Origin of the sequence: Orenia metallireducens (assembly GCF_003001995.1) — a bacterium.
Lineage (GTDB): Bacteria > Bacillota > Halanaerobiia > Halobacteroidales > Halobacteroidaceae > Orenia > Orenia metallireducens_B.
The window spans coordinates 1-24665 of record NZ_PVNB01000034.1 but is presented as its reverse complement, the minus strand read 5'-3'; the positions used below and the strand labels follow the sequence as shown (position 1 = coordinate 24665).

Here is a 24665-nt window from a genome sequence, read left to right as displayed (position 1 = left end):
TATTAACAGTTGTATCTTCTACAGTTGTATTTGCTATGTCAGCTAAGCCAGTAGAAGAAACTGAGTATATAGAACCAGTTGCTAATGAAGATGGTTTAGTAGCATATTATACCTTTGACAAAAATTTAAAAGATGCAACCAGTAATTTTGGAGAGGGTGAAGTTGTTGGTAAGCTTGTTACTAGTAACGATAGCGGTTCAATTACTTATAGTAAAGGTATGAGAAACCAAGCTGCTGTATTTGATGGTAAATCAGGTGTTCGCTTGCCTAAAGGATTGATTACAGATAATAGTTATAGTGTATCCATGTGGTTGAATCCTAGAGCAATTACAGATTTTACAACAACCTTTTTTGGTGGTATAAATGAAGAAGAGACTGGTAGACAAAAGTGGATTAGTCTTCAACCAAAAGGTCCAGTAGGTAGGACAATGCTTTGGTCTGGGAATGATCCATGGTATGATGCCGATACTCCTTTAACAATACCTAAAAAGCAATGGACTCATGTAGCCTTTACAGTAGATAATGGCAAGGTAAAGGTATATCTAAATGGGAAAGAGTTATTTGCAGGAAGAGATTTTCCTGATATCTTTACTGATGAAGATTCTGTTTTTGCTCTAGCGGTTAACTATTGGGATACTCCTTTTAAAGGAATGATCGATGAATTACGTATTTATGATGTGGTTATAGATGAGAATAGAATAGCAGAGCTTGCTAAAGGAGCTGCTGAGTTAGAAGCACCAGATATGATTAAAGTACCATTAGACCCTAATGGTGTATCGGTTCATGACCCTTCAGTAATCAAGGCTGATGGTACTTATTGGGTCTTTGGTTCTCATTTAGCTTCTGCTTATTCTAAGGATTTAATTAACTGGAAACAGTATAGTGATCATGTCCACAATGGTAATCCACTGATTCCAAATGTGACAGAAGAGATGAGTGAAGGGCTTGAATGGGCACAGACTGACACTTTCTGGGCACCTGATGTAATTCAGTTAGAAGATGGAAAGTATTACATGTACTATAATATGTGCAAAGGTGATTCTCCAAGATCAGCTCTTGGTCTAGCTGTATCAGATAAGATAGAAGGTCCTTATCAGGATAAAGGCATCTTCTTAAAATCTGGAATGTGGGGAGAAGCAGGTGCAGATGGTGAAATTTATGATGCTACTATCCATCCAAATACTGTTGACCCTGATGTCTTCTATGATAAGGAAGGGAAGCTGCGGATGGTTTATGGTTCTTACTCAGGAGGAATCTTTATTTTAGAACTTGACCCAACAACAGGTAAGCCTTATGCTGATCAAGGTTATGGTAAGAAGCTATTAGGAGGAAATCACAGTAGAATTGAAGCACCTTATATATTATATAGCCCAGAAGCAGATTATTATTATCTGTTCTTAAGCTATGGTGGACTAGGTGCTGATGGTGGTTATAATATTAGAATAGCCCGTTCTAAGAATCCTGATGGACCTTACTATGATGCGAAAGGCCAAGATATGATCGATTCTCATGGCTCAAGGGGTACCTTCTTTGATGATGCTGCTATCTCACCTTATGGTGTTAAGTTAATGGGTAACTTTGTATTCCACCATCAACTGGGAGAACTAGCAAAGCACGAGTTAGGGTATGTATCACCTGGTCATAATAGTGCTTATTATGATCAAGAAAGCGGAAAACATTACATTCTCTTCCACACTAGATTTCCAGGTCAAGGTGAAGGTCATCAACTTAGAGTACATCAGATGTTTATAAATAGTGAAGGTTGGCTTGTAGTTGCGCCTCATAGATATAGAGAAGAGACTATTGGAGAATATACTGTAGAGGATGTTATTGGTCAATATGAACTTGTTAATCATGGTAAAGATATCACAGCAGATATAAAAGAATCTGTTATTATTAAGCTTAATGAGGATGGTACCATTTCTGGCGAGGTTGATGGTTACTGGGAACTTAGTGAAGGTTATAATGTTAAATTAACAGTAGATGGTTCAACTTATAATGGTGTATTCTTAGAACAGTGGGATGATGGTTTGGAAGAAGATGTAATGACTTTTAGTGCCTTATCTCAAGGTGGAGTTTCAATTTGGGGAAGCCATCTAGATGAATAATTTATCTATATAGATAAATTATTCATCAAAGGAATAGTGATAATATTTTTCGTGGATAAGCGATTTTTAGGGGGGATTGTGACACTTTTGCTCTTAAAAAGTGAGCAAAATTATTAAAACATTTTTCGGGAAAGCTTATTAGCTTTTTTCCCGAGTTACTTTTAGCATTGCCCTAAAAGTAACCAAAAGGTCTAGAAAAGAATTAAAACTCACTACGCAATCAAAATTTATTGAAATTAAGAGATATAGTACTTCTAATTCATAGATTATGCTGTAACTATAATTACTTGATAATAATTGCTTCGTTCAAACAATAATTCTTTTCGCTTTTAAAGACCTTAATTCTCAATCGTACACTGTAAACTGTACACTGAGATAAAAATGTCACAATATCCTTCTATAGTGGTATTTTTAAATTTCGACCTAAAGCTGGATGACTATAAATTAAGAGGTATTATTACTATCCTGATGGAGGGGTTTGATGAATTTTTCAAAAGACAAGTCTTTGATTCTTGTTTTATTACTAGTGATTGTTAACATTTTAGGGGCTTGTAGCAGTGGTGGTAGTGGTGGTGATGAAGCAGATGTAATATTAGGTACAAATAATTTAACAGTGAGTATCCAAAATGATAAAGGTCATTTGATAGTAGCTGATATCATTATTAAAAAAGATGGGAAAACAATTGCTAGTAAAAGTGCTTCGGTGGCTGAATTTAAATTAGCAGAAGGTACTTATGAAGTCGTTGCTACAGTTGGAGCTGAAGAAGAGAATAATAGTGTTATCATGGGTGATACAGATCAGAAAATAACTTTTGATACATTTGCATCTAATTCTGAGATTGATAGCTTAGTAGCCCATTTTAATTTTGAGGCTAGTTTAGCAGATATAACTGATAATTTTACAGCAGGTACAGAAATTGGTTCATCAATTGGTGAAAGTGGTGGAAGTATCACTTATAGTAAGGGGATCAATGGGCAGGCTGCAGTATTTGATGGTAAGTCTGGTGTTCGTTTGCCAGATAAGCTAATTACTGATAATAGTTATAGTGTCTCTGTTTGGTTGAAACCAGACCAGATTAGAGACTTAGCAACAACTTTCTTTGGAGCTATTCCGGCAGATAAGGAATCAAGTCAATGGGTTAGTCTAGTACCAAAAGGTCCAACAGAAGCTCATACAATGCTCTGGTCTGGAGAGAATTGGTATAATGCCTATACCCCTTTAATAATTCCTGTAAATCAATGGAGCCATGTAGCCTTTACAGTAGATAATGGCACGGTAAAGGTCTATCTAAATGGGGAAGAAATGTTTGTAGGTAGAGATTTTCCTGATGTATTTACTGGTGAAGATTCTATCTTTAGTTTGGGAGTTAATTATTGGAATGATCCCTTTAAAGGGATGATAGATGACTTACGTATCTATGATGCAGCTATATCTGCTGATAAGATAGCTAAGCTGGCTGAAGGGACTTCTAAATTAGAAGTATCAAATAATATTGTAGTACCTATTGACTCTAATGGTGTGTCAGTTCATGACCCTTCAGTAATTAAAGCTGATAGTACTTATTGGGTCTTTGGTTCTCATTTAGCTTCTGCTTATTCTAAGGATTTAATTAACTGGGAGCAGTATAGTGATCATGTCCATGATAATAACCCTTTGATTCCAAATGTGACAGAAGAGTTAAGTGAAGGGCTTGACTGGGCACAGACTGAGACTCTTTGGGCACCTGACGTGATTCAGCTCGAAGATGGTAGGTATTATATGTACTATAATATGTGTGAAGGTGGCTCTCCAAGGTCTGCTCTTGGTCTAGCTGTAGCTGATAATGTAGAAGGGCCTTATCAGGATAAAGGTATCTTTTTAAAATCTGGAATGTGGGATGAAACTAGTGAGGATGGGACTATTTATGATGCTACTATCCATCCAAATACTGTTGACCCTGATGTTTTCTTTGATAAGGAAGGGAAGCTGTGGATGGTCTATGGCTCTTACTCAGGTGGAATCTTTATTTTAGAGCTTGATCCAGCAACAGGTAAGCCTCATGCTGACCAAGGCTATGGTAAGAAGTTATTAGGAGGAAATCATAGTAGGATTGAAGCTCCTTATGTACTCTATAGTCCAGAGTCAGATTATTATTATCTATTCCTAAGCTATGGTGGTCTTGCTGCAGATGGTGGTTATAATATTAGAGTTGCTCGTTCTAAAAATCCTGATGGCCCTTATTATGATGCCAAGGGTCAAGAGATGATTGATGCTCATGGACCAGCTGGTACTTCATTTGATGATGAGGCTATTGAACCTTATGGTATTAAACTGATGGGGAATTTTGTATTTCTTAAAGAAGAGATGGAGCCAGCAACAGATCATTTGGGGTATGTATCGCCAGGTCATAATAGTGCTTATTATAATCAGGAAAGTGGAAAGCACTATATTTTCTTCCACACTAGATTCCCAGGTCAAGGTGAAGCACACCAAGTTAGGGTTCATCAGATGTTCATAAATAGTGACGGTTGGCCTGTAGTGGCTCCTCACAGATATGCAGAAGAGACTATCGAAGAATATTCTGTAGAGGATATAGCTGGTAGATATAAGTTTATTAAGCATGGTAAAGATATTACAGCTGATATAAAGTATTCTATTATTATCGAGCTTAATGAGGATGGAACAATCTTTGGAAATGCTAGTGGTAGCTGGGAACTTAATGGAGACCATGATGTTAAGTTGACAATAGATGGCGTAACTTATAATGGTGTTTTCTTGCGACAATGGGATGAAGCAAATAAGCAGAATGTAATGACCTTTACTGCGTTATCTGCAGAGGGAGTTTCAATCTGGGGAAGTCAGATTGTAGAGTAAACTAATGAACAATATTAATTGTTGAATTGATTATAAAGGTTAATGAATTTAGGGGGATTATTATGAGATTATTTTTCTAAAATAACCTCTTGAATTTTACTATAATAAAATTTAAAGTATTGAAAGGGAGGAAGAAATATGAGAAAAAGATTGAAGTCTATACTATCACTTGTAGTACCGATGATGTTATTGTTAGCAATTGTATCATCTACAAATGTACTTGCTATGTCATCTGAGCCAGTAGAAGAGCCAGGTGATTATAAAGAACCTGTTGCTAATGAGGATGGTTTGATTGCTCATTATACTTTTAATGAAAGTTTAGTAGATGAACTTGATAATTTTGGAGAAGCTAAGATTGTTGGTAAGCGGATTGATGCTAAGCGTGGTGGCTCAATTACCTATGGTGAAGGGATGAGAGGTCAAGCTGCTATATTTGATGGTAAGTCAGGTCTTCGCTTATCAAAGGGATTGATTACAGATAACAGTTATAGTGTATCCTTTTGGTTAAAGCCTGAAGAGATCACAGCCTTTACAACAACTTTTTTTGCTGGTTCAGTTGATGAGTCAGATAAACAGAAATGGATCAGTTTTGTACCATCAGGGCCAGGTGAAGAGACTATGCTTTGGTCTGGAAATGACCCTTGGTATGATGGTAGTACTTATATGAAGATAGCCAAACAAGAATGGGTCCATGTAGCTTTTACAGTAGACAATGGTAAGCTTAACATTTATCTTAATGGACAAGAGAGATTTTCTGATGCAGGTTTCCCTGATATCTTTACTGATGAAGATAGTGTCTTTGCACTAGGAGTTAACTATTGGGATACTCCTTTTAAGGGTATGATTGATGATTTACGTATCTATAATCAAGCTATCTCAGCAGATAAAGTAAAAGAGCTTGCTGATGGAGCTAAGGAGATAGTTATCAAAGGACCACAATTTAGAAATGTAGCAGTCCATGACCCAATGATGGTTAAGGAGAATGGGACTTATTATGTCTTTGGTTCTCATTTAGGTGTTGCTAAATCTAAGGATTTAATGAAGTGGGAAGCTGTAGGTAATGGTTGGAGTAACAGTAATCCTGTTGTACCTAATGTAGAAAAAGAATTTAAAGAGGCTTTAGAGTGGCCAGAGCCAGATGCTGAAACTACTTGGGCTAAAAGTATACTAAAGCTTAATGGTAAGTACTATATGTACTTTAGTACAGCTCATTGGGAGTCTCCTAGATCAGCTATTGCCTTAGCTATTGCTGATGATATAGAAGGACCTTATAAGTATCAAGGTATGTTAATTAAGAAGTATGAGAATGGAGAGTACAGTGAAGAGGCAGGAGAGAAGTATGATAATTCTATCCATCCTGGTGTAATTGATCCTCATGTCTTCTTTGATGCTGACGGTAAGTTATGGATGGACTATGGTTCTTATTCTGGAGGAATGTATATCTTAGAGATGGATCCTAAGACTGGTTATCCTAAGCCAGGGCAAGGGTATGGTAAGAGGCTTGCTGGTGGAAATCATATGCCAATGGAAGGACCTCAAATTCAATATAGTGAAGAGACAGGATATTATTATCTATTCGTTTCCTTTGGAACTCTAGCTTCTGATGGAGGATATAATATTAGAGTAATGCGTTCTAAAAACCCTGATGGACCTTATACAGATCCACAAGGAAATGATATGGTTGACTTTATCAAAAAGGGTATTGATGGACGTAACTGGAGAAATGCTGAGCCTTATGGGGCTAAATTAGTTGGTAACTTCAAATTTGTTGAATCAGATCTAGGTTATCTATCTCCTGGACATAATGCAGCTTATTATGATGAAGAGCTTGATAAAATGTTTATTATCTTCCATACTCGTTTTCCAGAAATGGGAGAGATGCATAGCTTAAGAGTACATCAGCTTCTAATGAACTCTAAAGGATGGCCAGTAATTGTTCCTCACCGTTATGCTGGAGAGACTGTAGAAGCATATTCAAAGGAAGAAGTCTTAGGTGTATATCAATATATTAATCATCAGAACGATATTCAATCAACCTTTGGAGTTTCAGGTGGAGATATCCATCTATCAGAGAATATCAAGCTTAATGCTGATGGTACTATCTCTGGAGCAGTTGAAGGAACTTGGGAGAAGGTTGGTGACTATCAAGTTAATATAACTATTGATGGTGACACTTACTACGGAGTCTTCTTAAAGCAGTGGGATGATGGATTAAAAGAGTATGTAATGACCTTTAGTGCTTTATCTGATGAAGGAATCTCTATTTGGGGAAGTCAACTTCCAGGTGATGTAAAGGTTAAAGCAAAAGAAGAAGTAGTAGCCAAGGAACCTGTTGCTGATGAGGATGGTTTAGTAGCTCATTATACCTTTGATGAGAATTTAGAGGATACAACTGGTAATTTTGAGCAAGGTAAAGTGATTGGTAATAAAATCACTGCTAAAAATGGGGGATCAATAGACTATAGTGAAGGTATCAAAGGAGAAGCTGCTGTCTTTAATGGTAAATCTGGTATTCGTTTAGCAGATGGTCTAATTAGAGACAATAATTATAGTGTAGCTTTCTGGTTAAATCCTAAGAAGATTACTCAATTTACGACAACCTTCTTTGGAGCTCAGGCAGCTAATCAATGGTTCAGCTTTGTACCTAATGGTCCTGCTGAAGAGACTATGCTCTGGTCTGGAGAAGATTGGTATGATGCTGTTACAGGTATGACTATTGATGCAAAGAAATGGAGCCATATCGCTATTACTGTTGATGAAGGTGATATTAAGGTATATGTAAATGGAGAGCAGAGGTTTGCAGGTCAAGATTTCCCTAATGTCTTTACTAATGCAAAAACTCTATTTACTTTAGGAGTTAACTGGTGGGATACTCCATTTAAAGGAATGATAGATGATTTACGTATCTACAATAAGTCTCTATCTGCTGAGAAAGTAAACAGCTTAGTGAAGTAATAATAGAAGTATAAGAGTATAATAATACCCATGATTAGCATCTTATTTAGATTAATGGATGACGAAAGTGGGTATTGTTATATTTTAAGGGATTAATAATATAGAAAGAAGGTGTGTAAGTTTGCACAAGTTGAAGGTGGATTTAAGCGAAGATACTGGAGAGATCAGATATGGAGGAATTGGTTTTTTATATGGCTTAGGTGATAAAGGTATCCCAAATTATAATACTTTAGCTCCTTTAAAGATTCAGGTTGCTGCCCAAAAAGCACCTGAAGGTCTACAACATCCTAATGGTGATGCTCTAGAGATAGCAGATATCTATAAAAAATCTGGTGGTAAACAGATTCAAATCTATATGCAGGATGTTTACCCTAAGTGGCCTTATGATGAGGCGGACATTGAAGATTATTTAGAGAAGGTAGAGCTTATTGCTAAAAAGGTAGCTGCTAACTCAAATCGTGAAATCTTTGCCTATGTTCCTTTTAATGAGCCTGATGCTATCTGGTATAACATACATAACAAGAAAGAAGATTTCTTTAATGATTGGAAGCTTGTCTATCAAAGAATTCGTTCCATTGATAAGGAGGCTTTAATTGCTGGTCCCAATAACTCCTATTATGATGAAGGCTTCTATGCTGATTTTATGGCTTTTGCTCAGGGCAATGATTGTTTGCCTGATGTGGTGACTTGGCATGAATTGGATAATCATTTTTATTCAGAGTGGTATGATCATTATAACTCTTATCGTAAGATTGAAGATACCTTAGGAATTGCACCAAGAGAGATTGCTATTAATGAGTATGGAACCTTTATGGATCTGTCGGTACCAGGTCAATTGATTCAATGGTTGGCTCGTTTTGAAGATACTAAGGTCGATGCTTGCTTAGCTTATTGGCATGATGCAGGCTCTTTAGATGATCTAGTGGTCGAGAATAATAAAGTTACTGGTGCTTGGTGGTTATACAAGTGGTATAGTGATATGACAGGTCATACAGTCAAGGTAACTCCCCCTAATAGGAATAAGGCAGGTTTGCAAGGTATAGCTACTTTAGATAGTGAAAAAGAGGAAGCTAGGCTATTATTAGGTGGGGTAAATGGTGATATTGATATAGTTATTGATGGATTTGAGGATATAGACTCTTTTGATAATGATGTATATATTGAGATTTTATCTGCTGAGTGGACAGGTCAAAAAGGTGCATCTATTGGACCAAGTTTTGAGTTAGCAGGAGATTATAAGATAGTAGATGGTAAAGTTGCTATAAAAGTGCCTAAGGTGGAGATATCATCAGCCTATCAGCTAATAATAACTGCTGATAGAGATAATAAAAGTACTGACTATCAGAAGTCATGGAAGCAGAGTTATCAAGCAGAGGAAGGGAAAATAACTAATGCCAGTATCTTTGCCGGAGGCTATTTTGATGGTAATAATCTCTATAATCCTACGGACAATTATAACTCTAAAGGTCATCGGGTAGGTGATATTAGAAGAGATAGTAGTAGAGTTGAATTTAGTGTTGAGGTTCCTCATACAGGAAATTATCTAATGGATATCTTCTATGGTAATGGGCATGGAGATATAGCTGAACAGTTAGTGCAGGTTGATGATAGACAGTGGAGTAAGGTGGTGTATCCTCCAACTATTGCTTGGAAATATGAAGCTAGAAAATCTGTTGAACTCTATTTAGAGAAAGGTAATCATACTATTACCTTTGCTAAGGCTGATAAAGCTATGAGTAGAGCTAAGCTATCAGTGGATTTGGATAAGATTGATCTAACTTATCTGGGCTTAGATGCTGATACAAATTCTGCTAGAATAGCTTATCTAGAGAGATTTACTTTTGATGAAGGTGACAACTCCTTTGTTATCAGTGTTCAAGCTGATGCTTACTATACTATAGAATTAGACTATGGTGCTAGCTCAAATAATAGTGAAGCTATAACTTTAAAAGTTAATGATTTAGAAATAACTAATCTGTCTTCTAAAGATAATAAGTATCTAACTATATTCCTCCAAGCTGGAATTAATCTAGTTTCCTTTGCAGATAAGCAGCTTGCTATTGAAGCGATTAAATTGCATAGCCAAGAAGCTATTGCGAGCTTTGAAGCTGAATCTAATATTAATACTTTATCTGGAACAGCAGTAATCAAAGAGAGCCGATATGCCTCAGGTGGCAAATATGTAAGTGGAATTGGAGCAGGAGCAGAGAATAAGCTTATCTTCAATCAAATCAAGGTTACTGAAGCTGGAAACTATAAGCTGCTGATACACTATGCCAATGCCCAAAAGTTAGGTGGTCATATGTATAATGTCGATATAGTAGATCGAGCAGCAGAAATCAATGTAAATGGAGAGAAGACACAGAAGGTCTATTTCCGCAATACCTTTACGTGGAACAATTATTGTACAGTTGTGATTGATATAAGGCTAAAAGCTGGAGAGAATACAATAACCTTCGCTAATGAGACTAGCTTGGCACCTGCTATCGATAAGGTTGAAATATATAAAATTTATTGTTAAGTATATATTTTTAATGGGGTGTGCTAGTTTAATCTTGATATAAATGGTGTGCTTTTATGGGGATATTGCGACACTTTGAGTGTTAGGCGGATAGGTGGTTGGAGGGTTAGGTTTGACCTAACTATCTATCTCCAAACTACCTAACTTCAAATAATTGGGAGAGTGGATTATGAGAAAAAAGTTATTGATAATGTTCCTTCTTACTATACTAATTACTAGTATGAGTTTAAATGCATCAGCATTCTGGTTTTTTGATGACCTTTTTGGTGGTGGAGATAAAGAAGAATCTAAAGCTGTCAATCAAGAGATGATATTATGGTACAAATTTGATGAGAAAACAGGTGAGACTGTTAAAGATTCATCGGGAAATGGTAATGATGGTATTGCAAAAGGTGATAATAGTTGGTCTGCGGGGAATATAGATGGTGCCATAACTTTAAATGGAAGAGATGCTTATGTTCAACTACCTGATGATATCTTGACAGGTATTAAGGATATCACTATCTCTACTTGGATTAAACAGGAGCAAGTAAGACCTTGGCAGAGAATTTTTGACTTTGGTATAGGCACAGATGCGTATATGTTCTTAACGCCTAACTCTTCATTACAAGATGCGCGCTTTGCCTTAACAGCAGGTGGAGGAAATAGAAATGAAGAGGTTGTGATTAAGAGTAGTCCTATCAATGAACTAGGAGAGTGGAAGCATCTTGTAGCTGTATTAGCTGGGGATCAAGGAATAATCTATGAAGATGGAAAGAAAGTAGCTACAGGAAAGATTACTGTCAATCCAACTGATTTAGGCACAACTACAGCAAACTATATCGGGAAGTCACAATATGATCTAGATCCTTATTTCTCTGGAGAGATAGATGACTTTCGTATTTATAATCGTGCCTTAAGTCAAGCAGAGATAGTAGCTTTAAGAGAAGAGGCCTTCAGTGCCGAGGATGCTGTAGAGAAGGATAAGGCAAAGCTTGATTTAGGAAAGTTAGATGCTATAACCCATAATCTAAAGTTACCAGTAGCAGGTGATAGTGGAACAGAGATTAGCTGGACTTCAAGCAATTCTGAAATAATAGCAACAGATGGAAGGGTAACTCGTCCTCAAGCAGGAGCAGGGGATATAAATGTATCATTACAGGCGACAATTAGCAAAAAAGGTGTAAATGCTATTAAAGAGTTTATGGTAACAGTTTTAGAAACTGGTCATACACCTTATACTTTAGAAGTTGATGTTGACCAAGAGGGAGTCGAGATTAGTCCTATCTTATATGGAGCATTCTTTGAGGATATAAACTATGGAGCTGATGGAGGATTATATGCTGAGCAGATTAAAAATCGTTCCCTTGAATACGACAAAAGCCTAGAAGGGTGGTCTTTAGTTACTAAGGGTTCAGGTAAAGGAAAATTATCAGTAGATGATAATGAACCATTGAATGAAAATAATCAACACTATCTTGAATTGAATATCAAAGAATCTGGTGATGGTGTTGGTATTAGCAATGCAGGTTATTGGGGGATTTTAGTTGAAGAAGGTAAAGAATATAACTTCTCAATGTATGCTCATGCTAATGATAATTTTAATGGTACAATTAATGTTAGTCTTGAAGATAAAGCTGGAACTATTTATGGACAGACTCAGATTAAAAATATCTCTAAAGATGATTGGAAAAAGTATACTGCTAGAATTAAGGCAGACAAGAGTATTGAATCTGCTAAATTGGTAGTTACCGCCTCTGATACAGGAACTGTTTTCATGGATATGGTCTCTCTCTTCCCAGAGGATACTTGGAAAAATAGAGAGAATGGATTAAGACCAGATTTAGTTAAGATGCTTGATGAAATAAATCCAAGCTTCTTCCGGTTCCCTGGCGGATGTATAGTTGAAGGAATTGATTTAGATAATGCTTATCATTGGAAGGAAACAATTGGTGACCTTGCAGAAAGAAAGGTTAAGTATAATTTATGGGGATATTATCAATCTAATGGTTTAGGCTATCATGAATACTTCCAATTAAGCGAGGATTTAGGTGCAGAACCCCTGCCAATCTTGCCTGCTGGATTATCTTGTCAAGCTCGAGGAGCAGAATTGGAGGATATGGATGAGATTGAGCATTGGATTCAAGATGCTTTAGATTTAATCGAATATGCTAATGGTCCAGTAACCAGTAAGTGGGGGGCTAAAAGGGCTGAAAATGGTCATCCTGAACCCTTTAACTTAAAATATTTAGGAGTTGGAAATGAAAACTGGGGACCTGAATATTATGAGAGATATGAGAAGTTCCATGAGGTTCTTAAGGCTAAGTATCCAGAAATAAAGTTGATAACTTCTAGTGGACCAATGGCTTTTGATTATAATTATGCTCGAGCATGGGATTGGTTAAAGACTCAACCTGCTGACATTGTAGATGAGCATATGTACATGCCACCAGAGTGGTTTTTAGATAATGCTGATCGATATGACAGTTATGATCGCAGTATGCCACAGGTGTTTGTAGGTGAATATGCTGCCCATGGAGCTGGTAGAAGAAACAACCTTGAGGCTGCTATAGCAGAAGCAGCTTTTATGACTGGTCTGGAAAGAAATTCAGATGTGGTAGTGATGGCTGCTTATGCACCATTATTTAATAATGTTAATGGTACTCAATGGGCTCCTGATTTAATCTGGTTCAATAAATCAGATGTCTTTGGTACACCTAGCTATTATGTACAGAAGATATTTAGTCAGAATGTAGGTGATATTACTTTAGCTACAAATCTAAGTGAATATAAAGAAGAGAGTGAAGATATTACAGGTTTAATTGGACTTGGTAGCTGGGAAACTAAAGTAGAATTTGATCAGATCGAAATTACTAGTGATGGTAAAGTGTTATTTAGTGATGATTTTAATAGTAATGATGCTAATTGGAAAGTATTTGATGGAGATTGGAAGGTAGAAGATGGTCTTTATAAGCAGACTAGTCGTAAGTCTAATACTGCTTCCTATGCTGGTAATACTAATTGGACTAACTATACCTTAAAATTGAAAGCTCGTAAGATAAGTGGAAATGAAGGTGTGATTGTTTACTTTGGAATTAAGGATGAGAATAATTATTATCGACTTAATTTGGGAGGCTGGGGTAATAGTCATAGTGCCTTAGAAAAGGTGTCTAAGGGTAGAGGTGAGATCATCGGTAAGAGCTCTATGAAGACCATTGAAAAGAAGAAATGGTATGATATTAGAATTGAATTAGCTGGTAATAGAATCCGTACCTACTTAGATGGTGAGCTGATCCATGACATCATTGATGACGTCAATTCTGGTCCTCTTTATTATGTCAGCAGTCAGGATAAGGAGACTGGTGATATTATCCTAAAGGTAGTTAATAGTTCAGATAGAATATTAACTACTAAGATAGTATTAAAAGGAGCTGAAGATATCATCGGTACTGCTACTGCTACTATCTTGACTTCTGATAAGCCAACAGATGAGAACTCCTTTGAAAATCCTAAAAAGGTCTCACCTATTACTGTAGAGTTGACAGGTGTAGCTAGAAGCTTTGAGTATAATTTTGATAAAAATTCAGTTACAGTCTTACGGATTAAGACCAAGTAAAGTGTGATTTATAGACAAACAATCTTAGAATAAAATTCAAATATGATTTTATATAGAGATATTGCGACACTTTTTTTATTAGGTAGACAGGTGGGTAGGTGGTTAGGAACTGCTTAACTACCTAAATTTCTAACTCCTAACCACCAAAGAAAAAGTGTCGCAATATACTCATTAATTTTCACTTTAGACTTTGATATATAGTAAAAGTGGTTCTTAGATATTATTTAATAAAATTTCTCCATATAATCTTTTATTTATGCTTGACATTATAAAACTATTAGTATATAATTTTTATATAAGTTAGTAAGTTGTTCTAATCGGTTAGAAAATTTGTTTTTAGTGGGTGAATTTGAACCAAAAATTTTTCTGCTCATTCTAAACGGTTAGAAAAAAGTAAAATATAACTAATATAAGGAAGCTGATTTTAGGCTAGAAGGATTTTGATATTTCTCTACAAGGGGGTGAAGATAAGTTACTTGTTCAATTACAATGGCATAATAAGGATAATAAGATTATAAGTTTATAATACCCATATTTTAATTTGACGAGCTATCTGTGTCAAGAAATGGGTATTTTGTTATGTTAATAAGGATAAAATTACTTCTTAGTGATGGTTTTCCTTATAAGGACATCTTTTAAAATTTTTTTAAGATATTTCTAATCGATTAGAAATATCCTTTGAGTCCATAAGCTTAGCAAAATGTCGATTTATTCTGAAATTTCTTAATATTCATTATTTAATGGAATCAAATGTATTATTATGAAGTTCTTTAAATGGGGTAAGTAAGGAATTTCATTCTTAAATCTATTATAAAAGGAGAGATTATAGTGAAAAAAACTATATTATTGTTGGCGCTAATCTTAACATTATCAACATTATTATCAACAGGAGCTATGGCAGCTGTCCATGGTACCTTTAGAACAGCTGCAGAATCAGTGAATAGAGAATGGAGCAATGGAGATAAGCTTGGTTTTATAAACTGGATTAACTTTGATGGGTTCTTTAAAGGAGATGATTGGGGGAACTTTCAATTAGGTGTTAAATCATGGAAGATGCATGTATATGAAGCTACAGCAGCTGGTAGTAACGATGATGGTTTAATCTATGGTGATGGGGATTTATCGGGAAATCATGGTGGAGAGACAGGTTTTGAATTTAGACCAGGTTATCAGAAGAATACTGCTTGGGGAACTTATGGTGGACAACTAATCTTCTCTCAAGGAAGAGGTTTCGAAACTGTTAATTATGATAGTTGGGATACAATTAAGCCAGAAGTTAATATGACCTATAATCTAAGTAATAAATCAAGAATATTTACCAGAGCATTATATGAGTATGCACAGAGAGACAAGATAGACTATGTAAATGATTGGGCTGAAATTGAAGCTCAATATAAATATGATATAGCAGGAGGAACTCTTGGAGTAGGTATATTTATAGGAGAAGGTTTTGAAGAAGAAAATTTCGAAGGACTTGATGATCGCGATGAAATTAGAGGATTATTAAACTATGCTAAATACTTCCCTCAAACAAAGATCTTCATGAATTCTTATTCTGAAGTAAGACGTTGGGATAATGCTGCAGGAGACTATGCAAACCAAGCTAAGCTTGGAGTATTTATTAATAGACCAGTAAGCAAGAATTTTATTTGGGAAGCAGAGGCTAATGTATTCCACGAGTTTGATGTTAATGATGGATTTAATGGTAAAGCATATCAAGAATTATTCTTTATGACAGCTCTAAGATATAATTTCTGGTAAAATTCATTGGATGTATAGTTATTAGATGATAGCTTATATAACTAAGCTGCTGAGGGAAAAAGGTAATAACTTAAGGTGAAATGATTCTTTCGGTAGGTAAAGAAATAGTTAACGCTATTTTAAGAAGATAAACTAATTTGAGATAAAATATTAAAGGAGGAAGAGATATGTCTTTGAAAAAATTAACTTTATTCGCTTTATTACTTACATTTTCTTTAGTGCTAGGAGCATGCAGTGATGATGGGGTAGTTTCTAAAGATGAGTATAAAATATATGGAGAAGTTACAGCAGAAAATCTAGATGGTGTTCAGGAACCGGTATCTGGTGTAACCATTTCTATCTCAGGGGATACAAATGGTACAGTGTCAACAGCTGCTGGTAAGTGGTCAGCGGTTGTTAAAGGTGATGTTACTATACAAGCATCTAAATATGGTTATCGTTTTGATGGTGATCCACTTACAGCTACTGAATCTGTAAATAATTTAGATTTTGAAGGAACTCTTTATATGCCAGTAGTTGACCGAGCTCCAGGTGCAATTTCTGAGGAAGGTAAAGATGTTAAACTAAGCTACAGAAATGGTTATACTATTTACTATACAGTTGCTGAAACTGTTGCTGCTGATGATGATACTCCTAATGATAATGATGCTGATGATATAATAGCAGAGAATAATGTATATTCAGCACCAATTAAGGTTGTCCCTGGTCAAACAATAAAAGCTGTAGCTGTTAAAGATGATGATAATACAATTGTAACTGATGTTCTTGTTGCTAAATATACTAAGATTACTTTAGTAGCTAAATATACATTTGATGATGAGACTGCAACAGATTCTTCAGAAAATGGAAATGATGGAACCTTAGAAGGTGGAGTTTCTATAGTTGATGGAGTAAATGGTAACGCAGTAGAGCTTGATGGAAATAATGGTTTTGTGGATCTTCCTGATGGAATTCTTAATGGAGTTGGTGACTTTACTATTGCAACTTGGATAAACGTTCATAAATTAAAAGACTGGTCTAGAATATTTGACTTTGGTAAACCTGAAGCATCTAGTCTATTTATGGCTGCTAATGAGCCTTCAACATATGTTGATCTTTCTGGAAGTAAGGTAGATGCAGTTGGTGCTCCATATATTGTAGCTGATGGTGAGTGGCAACATGTAGCCTTAACTCGTTCTGGGAAATCACTTGTTATGTATATTAATGGTAAGGAACGTGTTAGAAATGACAATGCAACTGATAAGGTGTTTGGAGAGACTACTGGTAACTATATCGGAAAATCCAATTTTGCAGCTGATACGAACTTAAGTGCACAGTTTGATGAATTTGTAATTTATAAGGGAGCTTTATCTGCTGATGGAATTAATGAGTTATATAACGGCACATACTAGGCTTCTAGTAAATAATAAATAATAAGTTTCAAGAGGTTGTTTTGTTAACTTTAACAAACAACCTCTTGATTATATATTTGGTAGCTAACTTTAATTGGAGGGAGCTTATAGCAGAGCTATGCTTTGAATAACATAATAATTTTTTACTATTTAAATTATAGTTGAGGTTACTTGTTGTTGTTAATGATTATCTAATTATTTTTTGATATTTACAGTGATGACAAATCTTATTGTTTCTAGAATGCTTAGGGATAGATTTTCAGGAGGATTTGTTCTATACTTATTTACAAAACTCTATTTGAGGGTTCTTTTCTTGTTGTTTATTGGTATTATTTTAATAAAATGTATTACATTTCACATAACTACTATAGCAAGATCATTGGAAATGGGGGGCTTAATACTGATTGTTATCGGTCTAATGAGGTAGTAGCAGTTTTTATATTTATCATTTAAAGGATTGGATTATCTAGGAATTATAACTTAATTTTTTATCTTAAATAGCGACCAATTCTCGATGGTTAGGGGGATGGGACTTATGTTGGAGAATTTAAAGACTAAGTTAAAAAACTTGAATTTGAAATGGAAGATATCATTGATTATTATCTGTATAATAGTATTTGTCATGTTCTTAGTTACTTTTACGATTAAAGAGTATACTGAAGGGGTGATCTTAGAGCAGGTTAATAAGCAGATTACTACTATCAATTATTATCAGAAGAGCAATATTACTGACTTTATAGCAAGGTTAGATAAGGTGATGATGCCTTTATTAAAGGATGATATGGTTAGCATTTTTGTCAAGATGGCTGATGGTTTTAAAGATAAGGATTTATCAGAGGATGCTAAGCTAATGACAGATACTGGTCAGCTTACCTTTAAGGGGTTCTTATTTAATGATTCCTTTGTATATAAGACAGGTAAGCAGCTCAAAGCAGCCTTAGAACAGATTGAATATTCAAAATGGGCTTATTTGACAAGTAAAGAAGGTATAGTTATTGCTGATTCTAGAATAGATTCATTAAGTGATAGGAAGCTAGCTAGAAAATATATTGGTAGAAGCTTAGCTGCTGATCAATATAAAAATTTGGATTTTGGTGACTTAAAGTATATTGAAGAAGAGCCTTTATTATTACTAAATCTCCCAATGTATAGGAGTGATTCGCAAGAAGAGATAATAGGTTATTTGGTAATAGGTATTACCCTTGATTTATTTGCCAATAACTTAGAGACTTCATTAGGTGATTATGGTAATGCATCTTTAATTAATAAAGATGGGGTTATTTTAAAAGATCAAAATGAAGAACTCTTAACTAATAAGATAAAAAATAAATGGTATTTAAGCCAGATGGATAAAGGGGTATTATCTAAAGCTCAAATTGTGAAGCATAACTATCAGATCATAAATAAGATTGATGGGGCTAATCTATATTTAGCCAGTACAATTCCTATAGAGAAGATTAATTCCTCTGCTAGAAGAATTAGAAATGTAATCATCCTTATCTCAATAATAGGAACTCTCTTATCAGTAGGTATAGCTATTGCTTGTGCTAAATACATCACTACTCCAATTACCCAAGCTATGGATTTTGCTAAGAAGATCTCTTCGGGCAATTTAAATATAGCTGATTTGGAGATTAAATCAAGTGATGAAATTGGTAATTTATTTGCTAATCTTAATAATATGAGGCGTAATTTAAGTAATATGGTAGGTGATTTATTAGAAGCAATAGATGATATATCAGCTTATAGTCAAGAGTTATCAGCCTCTGCTGAAGAGAGCAGTGCAACTATAGAGAATACAAACTATGCTCTAGAAGAGATGGCAGCTAGTATTAAACAACTTTCAGCAAGTAGCCATAGTATGACTGAGTTGGCTAAAGAAGCTGACTTAGAGGCTGAAGTTGGTGATGGCAATATAGAGAAGATAAATGATAATATGGAAGAGATTAATCAAGAGGTTGTTAAGGCAGTGAAGACGATTAATAGTTTAAATGATAACTCTAAGAAGATTGGTCAGATAATAGGGCTAATTACTAATGTTGCAGAACAGACAAATTTACTTGCTCTAAATGCAGCAATAGAGGCAGCTAGGGCTGGCGAGCATGGTCGAGGATTTGCGGTAGTTGCAGATGAGATTAGAAGCCTTGCTGAGGAGACTTCTCAAGCAACAAATAAGATTGCTAGTATAATTACAGAGACTCAGAATAAATCTGATGTTGGTTTAGAAGCTATTAAGAAGGTAGAAGTTAAGACTGCAGAAGGGAAGAAAATAGTTCAGGATACAGGTCAGGTTTTTGAGCAAATTAGAGCTTCCATAGAGAATACTTCCATGCAAATTACTGAAACTGATTCGGTAGTACAGCTATTAAAAGAAAATAGTAGTGAGTTAATAATTAGTTCAGAGAATATAGACTCTATGTCTAAAGAAGTGGCTAGTTCTTCTCAAAATATGGCTAGTATGTCTAATCGCCTACAGACATTGGTTGAAGATTTTAATATATAAAGAAGATAAGTCGATTATATGTATAATGTACATTTATTGATTATAAAGGATTATAGCTAATTAGAGCACTATTTAAGTTTAATTATTTTACTCTAGTTATATTAGTAGATACACTCTCATTTCTAGCAATTACTATTCCATAGAAATCATTAAATAATCTAGTGCTTTACTAAGAGTTATTTAGGAGATTTTAATTGGAATTATTATTGAAAGGGGGTGAGAGACATCAAGGTCATAGGAGCTCCATAAAATTTAAGGCATCACCTTATCTTTTTGAGTTATGATCTTTAGGCAGATAGTATACTACTAATATTAATGGAGGTTAGCTAAATGATTAAATGTACAGGTAAGAAGCACTATGTTTTATTGGCGATGACCATGTTGTTAATGATGGCAATTTCTTCTGTGGCTTTGGCAGCTGATTGGAGCTTAGCTGGAGATATTGGAGCTCATGATCCTGCTTTGACAAAAGAGGGCAATACATGGTGGCTGTTTCACACAGGTACAGGTATACCAGTAAAGTATTCAGGTGATGGTGTTAACTGGACACAAGGAATTCCTATTTTCAGCTCAGATCTTAGCTGGTGGGCAAATTATGCTCCAAATTATGATCCTGATAACTCTGTATGGGCACCTGATATAGAGTATTATAATGGTAGATGGTGGCTATATTATTCTGTTTCGGAGTTTGGAACTAGAAATTCAGCTATTGGTCTGGTTTCAGCTAGCAGTATAGCTACAGGTGATTGGCGAGAAGACGGAATGGTTATTTCTTCTTCTCAAAGTGGAACATCATACAATGCTATAGATCCAAATCTGATCATTGACAGTTCTAATAATCCATGGTTGGTCTTTGGATCTTGGTCTGATGGGATTCATATCACAAGAGTTGATAAGAATACTATGAAGCCTACAGGAACAATCTATTCTATCGCTAGTAGGTATGTTGGTAGTACTCCTGCTGGTTTAGAAGGGGCAAACATTACTTATCATGATGGTTATTATTACTTATTTGCTTCAATTGATAAGTGTTGTAAAGGTGTTGAGAGTGATTATAAGATAGTCTATGGGCGTTCTAGCAACATAACTGGACCTTATATTGATAGAAATGGAATTGATATGAGAGATGGTGGTGGAACAGTCCTTACTGCCAGTGATAGTAGATATAAGGGGCATGGGGGGCAAGATGTCTATAATAATTTATTAGTTCATCATGCTTATGATGCCAATAATAATGGTGCTCCTGTACTTAGAATCAAGAATTTATATTGGAGCAATGGCTGGCCTACTCTAAATGATGGTTATAAAAAAGGCTTCTATAAATTACAGAATAGAAATAGTGGGAAATATCTTGAAGTAGCTTCTGCAGATATAGCAGATGGAGCTAATATACAGCAATGGGGAGATACAGGTCATGCTACTCAAGAATGGATGCTCTATCCAATTGGCGGTGGATATTATAGATTACAGAATAGAAATAGCTTAAAATATCTTGAAGTAGCTAATGCAGATACAGCAGATGGGGCTAATATACAGCAATGGGAGAATACTGCCCATGCTACTCAAGAATGGCAATTAGTTAATGTTGGAAATGGATATTACAAGTTAATTAATAGAAATAGTGGTAAGGCTATTGAGGTATATAACTTATCTACTGAAGATGGTGGAAATGTTGCTCAGTGGACAGATCTTGGAGGAACTAATCAGCAGTGGAAATTGATTTGGGTTAGCTATTAAGCTAATTATAACAAATAGTTGACAATTAATCCCTTAGATAGAAATATATATTTCTATCTAAGGGATTATAAAATCATTTTTATTAATTTACTTCTATCCAACATGTATTATCCTATAGTTTTCTAATCTTAATCTAGGATAATGATCTTGTTGGGATTTTTCATGTTTAATTTTAGGCTGTTATAATTATATAGATAATAGATAGAAAATCGATATTTAGGAGGTAGGTGGGTAGAGGTTAGGAAAATCGAACTACCTAACTAGCCAACCACTAACTATCTATCTAATAAGAAAGTGTAGCAACATCCCATTGAGTTTTACTTTAGTTTTAGACATTTATACTATGGAATAATATTAAGTTTTAATTATAAATAAAAATTTGATATCTCCCTATAAGAAGAGACTATTTGGATTATAATCTAGTTAAAAATCACTAAATAAAAAAGCCTTAATATAGAGATATAATCAAATAGTTAATATAATATTTAATAAAAAGGAGTAATATAAGAGATGGAAAAGAGAAAGAATTTATATCAACTTGCAGGACCTATTTTTATTGAAATTCTATTATTTATGCTATTAGGGGTAGCAGATATCTTTATGTTAAGTCAGTTTGATGACAGAGCTGCTGGAGCTGTAGGGGCATCTAATCAGATTATTGGGAATTTGAATATAATATTTGCTATAATCTCTGCAGGTACGGCAGTATTAGTAGCTCAAAATGTTGGAGCTAGACAGAAAGAAGAGGTAGAGAAGGTAAGTGCTGTATCCCTTGTTGTTAATCTTTTGCTAGGGATAGTTATTAGTATTGCTATGGTAGCTTTTGGAGATGTAATATTAATTAAAATGGGAGTTACAGCAGATTTGATAAAGTATGCCTCTGAGTATATGAAGATAGTAGGAGGTGCTTTGTTCTTCCAAGCTATATTAAATACGCTAACAGCTATATTAAGAAGCCATGGTTATACTACAGAATGTATGATGATAACAGTAGTAATGAATATTTTAAATATCTTTGGAGATGCAGTCTTTATATTTGGATTGTTTGGGCTACCGGTTTTAGGGGTTAAAGGGGTAGCAATTGCAACTACTTTCAGTAGAATATGTGCAACTATTGCTGCTTTCACGTTATTATTAAAGAAGGTACTTTCAATTAAGATGTTTACACATTTGAATGAGAAACCTGTAAAAGTGCTTAAAAGATTGGTTAAGGTAGGTTTTCCAGCAGCAATGGAGAATATGTCCTATAGTTTATCCCAGACGGTACTGATGAGAATTATTCTAGTCAATTTGGGAGAAGTGGCTTATATTACGAGAACCTATGTCTGGACAATAGTCTCTTTTGCAATGTTATTTTCATTGGCTATAGGTCAAGCAAACCAGATTATGATTGGGCAACTAGTAGGAGCTAATAAGATAGAAGAGGCCTATCATACTGGTTTTAAGAATTTCAGAATTGCTATGATCTTTTCAGTAATAGGTGGGATTATTCTATTCTTCTTTGGAAAATCATTTATGTCCTTTTATACTGATAACCCTGAAATTATCATGTTGGGAGCAACAACCTTGATGGTAGATGCCTTTTTAGAGCCTGGTCGAAACTTCAACATTGTCTTAATCAATGGTTTAAGGGGGGCTGGAGATGTAATCTTTCCTGTAGTTATGGCAATCATCTCTATGTGGATAGTTGCAGTTGGTGGAGGGTACTTCTTTGGTGTGGTTTTAGGCTATGGTCTTCCTGGAATGTGGGCGACTTTCATGCTAGATGAATGGATTAGAGGGGTCTGTATGCTATTTAGATGGAATAGTAGAAAGTGGGCAGAGAAGTCACTGGTTGGCTAGTATCAAGCAATCAATTTTATTGTGATATAAGATAAATTCAAAATAATAATACAAGGAAGTGATAAGATGAACTTATTTGATATGCCTTTAAATGAACTTAAATCTTATAAGCCGCAGTTGACTAAGGAGGATGATTTTGAAGAGTTTTGGCAAAGAAGTATTGAAGAATCAGAAGATCAGCCCCTCAACCCAAGCTTAAAACAAGTAGATTACCCTGTTGAAGAAGTAGAGGTTTATGATTTGTTTTTTGATGGTTTCAAGAACTCAAGGATTTATGGGAGATATATTCTGCCTAGAGCTGCAGATAAGAATAATAAAGTTCCTGTAATAGTAATGTATCACGGTTATAACTGGAATAATTTGGTGATTAGTGATGTATTACATTATTCATTGATGGGCTATGGAGTGCTATTAATGGATGTTAGAGGTCAAGATATTAACAGTCCTGATCATAATTTCTATGATAATGGTGGGGCAGCTGGCTGGATGACTAAAGGAATTCTCAATCCAGATAATTATTATTATCGTTATGTTTATATGGATTCTGTTAGGGCTATAGATTTTTTGATGACTAGAGAAGAGGTAGATCATGAAAGAATTATTGTTGAAGGTGGTAGTCAAGGAGGAGGGTTGGCTATTGCTGTAGGTGCTCTTTCAGCTAAGATTAAAGCTGTAATGGCTGATATACCCTATTTATCTAACTTTAGACGTGCTATAGAACTTTATAATGAAGGTCCTTATGAAGAGATATATCATTACTTTAAATTACATGATAGTTTACATCGAACTGAAGATCAAGTCTATAGGACTTTAAGTTATTTTGATGGAATGAATTTAGCCAGTAGAATTAGGGCTGATGTATTATTAAGTGTAGGATTAGAAGATGGTATCTGTCCACCTTCAACTGCTTTTGCTCTTTATAATCATCTGGATACTAATAAAGAAATTAAAGTTTATCCTGAATATGGTCATGGTGGCTTTAGCCAACAGAAGGAAGAAAAGATATTATTTTTAAAGAAGATCTTTTAATAATAGAGTTAGGTTTACATATTTTATCAAAACAAACAATTGAATCTATTACCTTGAAAAGTAATTCTGGGAAAATAAAATAACTATGAATTTTCATAGTTATTTTTATATTTGAGTATTTTAAAAGGTGCGATTTTTTGATGATAATGAGGTTTAATGGTTATATTGCGATACTTTAGCTACTAGTTTCTGGCCTCTCCTACGAGTTTAAAAATCATAAACCCTCCGTGATAAATCTGCTATTAGCTAAGAACTTATAAAACTAGAGGCTAGTTGGTTAGTGTCATGACATCGTTAACTTTTTCTAATGCTTAAGTTTTGTTCCATGACATCGTTAACTTGTTAGAGCTACTTTTATTCCATGACATC

Annotated in this window: 10 protein-coding genes and 3 pseudogenes; all 13 read left to right on the top strand. The window is 34.9% G+C overall.

Features of this window, described 5'->3' with window-relative positions; translation table 11 throughout:
- The first annotated feature begins 35 nt into the window (after nt 1-35).
- A complete protein-coding gene (locus tag BX659_RS19620; RefSeq protein ID WP_097019326.1) occupies nt 36-2108 on the top strand; it encodes a family 43 glycosylhydrolase in 2073 nt (690 codons plus the stop codon).
- A gap of 481 nt (nt 2109-2589) precedes the next feature.
- Nucleotides 2590-3546 (top strand): annotated as a pseudogene (locus BX659_RS19755) (LamG domain-containing protein); the annotation flags it as partial.
- Entirely contained in the window at nt 3523-4962 is a 1440-nt protein-coding gene (locus tag BX659_RS19750) for a glycoside hydrolase family 43 protein (protein ID WP_374956486.1), read from the top strand. The pseudogene BX659_RS19755 and the gene BX659_RS19750, both read left to right, overlap by 24 nt.
- Nucleotides 4963-5100: 138 nt before the next feature.
- Nucleotides 5101-7917 (top strand): LamG-like jellyroll fold domain-containing protein, encoded by a 2817-nt coding sequence (locus tag BX659_RS16430; RefSeq protein WP_253250807.1) that lies wholly within the window; start codon nt 5101-5103, stop codon nt 7915-7917.
- 136 nt (nt 7918-8053) lie between these two features.
- Nucleotides 8054-10438, top strand: coding sequence for a hypothetical protein (locus tag BX659_RS16425; RefSeq protein ID WP_181186455.1), 2385 nt, complete (start codon nt 8054-8056; stop codon nt 10436-10438).
- A 169-nt stretch (nt 10439-10607) separates the two neighbouring features.
- Nucleotides 10608-14033, top strand: coding sequence for an alpha-L-arabinofuranosidase C-terminal domain-containing protein (locus BX659_RS16420; RefSeq protein WP_097019314.1), 3426 nt, complete (start codon nt 10608-10610; stop codon nt 14031-14033).
- A gap of 828 nt (nt 14034-14861) precedes the next feature.
- Complete coding sequence (locus tag BX659_RS16415; RefSeq protein WP_097019313.1) at nt 14862-15794, top strand: hypothetical protein; 933 nt, start codon at nt 14862-14864, stop codon at nt 15792-15794.
- A 167-nt stretch (nt 15795-15961) separates the two neighbouring features.
- Nucleotides 15962-17185, top strand: coding sequence for a LamG-like jellyroll fold domain-containing protein (locus BX659_RS16410; RefSeq protein WP_097019312.1), 1224 nt, complete (start codon nt 15962-15964; stop codon nt 17183-17185).
- A gap of 535 nt (nt 17186-17720) precedes the next feature.
- On the top strand, nt 17721-19688 hold the full coding sequence (locus tag BX659_RS16405; RefSeq protein WP_172431993.1) for a methyl-accepting chemotaxis protein: 1968 nt from the start codon (nt 17721-17723) through the stop codon (nt 19686-19688).
- Between the two features lie 330 nt (nt 19689-20018).
- Nucleotides 20019-20981 (top strand): annotated as a pseudogene (locus tag BX659_RS16400) (glycoside hydrolase family 43 protein); the annotation flags it as partial.
- A gap of 24 nt (nt 20982-21005) precedes the next feature.
- Nucleotides 21006-21425 (top strand): annotated as a pseudogene (locus tag BX659_RS19745) (RICIN domain-containing protein); the annotation flags it as partial.
- A 510-nt stretch (nt 21426-21935) separates the two neighbouring features.
- Complete coding sequence (locus BX659_RS16395; RefSeq protein ID WP_097019309.1) at nt 21936-23267, top strand: MATE family efflux transporter; 1332 nt, start codon at nt 21936-21938, stop codon at nt 23265-23267.
- Nucleotides 23268-23333: 66 nt separating this feature from the next.
- Nucleotides 23334-24296: an acetylxylan esterase gene (locus tag BX659_RS16390; RefSeq protein WP_097019308.1), complete on the top strand. Its 963-nt coding sequence runs from the start codon at nt 23334-23336 to the stop codon at nt 24294-24296.
- Nucleotides 24297-24665: the final 369 nt, after the last annotated feature.

Bases quoted from the DNA above. Each gene is read 5' to 3' on its own strand.
- BX659_RS19620 (WP_097019326.1), top strand. From the start codon at position 36: ATGTCAGCTAAGCCAGTAGAAGAAACTGAGTATATAGAACCAGTTGCT.
- BX659_RS16430 (WP_253250807.1), top strand. From the start codon at position 5,101: ATGAGAAAAAGATTGAAGTCTATACTATCACTTGTAGTACCGATGATG.
- BX659_RS16420 (WP_097019314.1), top strand. From the start codon at position 10,608: ATGAGAAAAAAGTTATTGATAATGTTCCTTCTTACTATACTAATTACT.
- BX659_RS16410 (WP_097019312.1), top strand. From the start codon at position 15,962: ATGTCTTTGAAAAAATTAACTTTATTCGCTTTATTACTTACATTTTCT.
- BX659_RS16405 (WP_172431993.1), top strand. From the start codon at position 17,721: ATGTTGGAGAATTTAAAGACTAAGTTAAAAAACTTGAATTTGAAATGG.
- BX659_RS16395 (WP_097019309.1), top strand. From the start codon at position 21,936: ATGGAAAAGAGAAAGAATTTATATCAACTTGCAGGACCTATTTTTATT.
- BX659_RS16390 (WP_097019308.1), top strand. From the start codon at position 23,334: ATGAACTTATTTGATATGCCTTTAAATGAACTTAAATCTTATAAGCCG.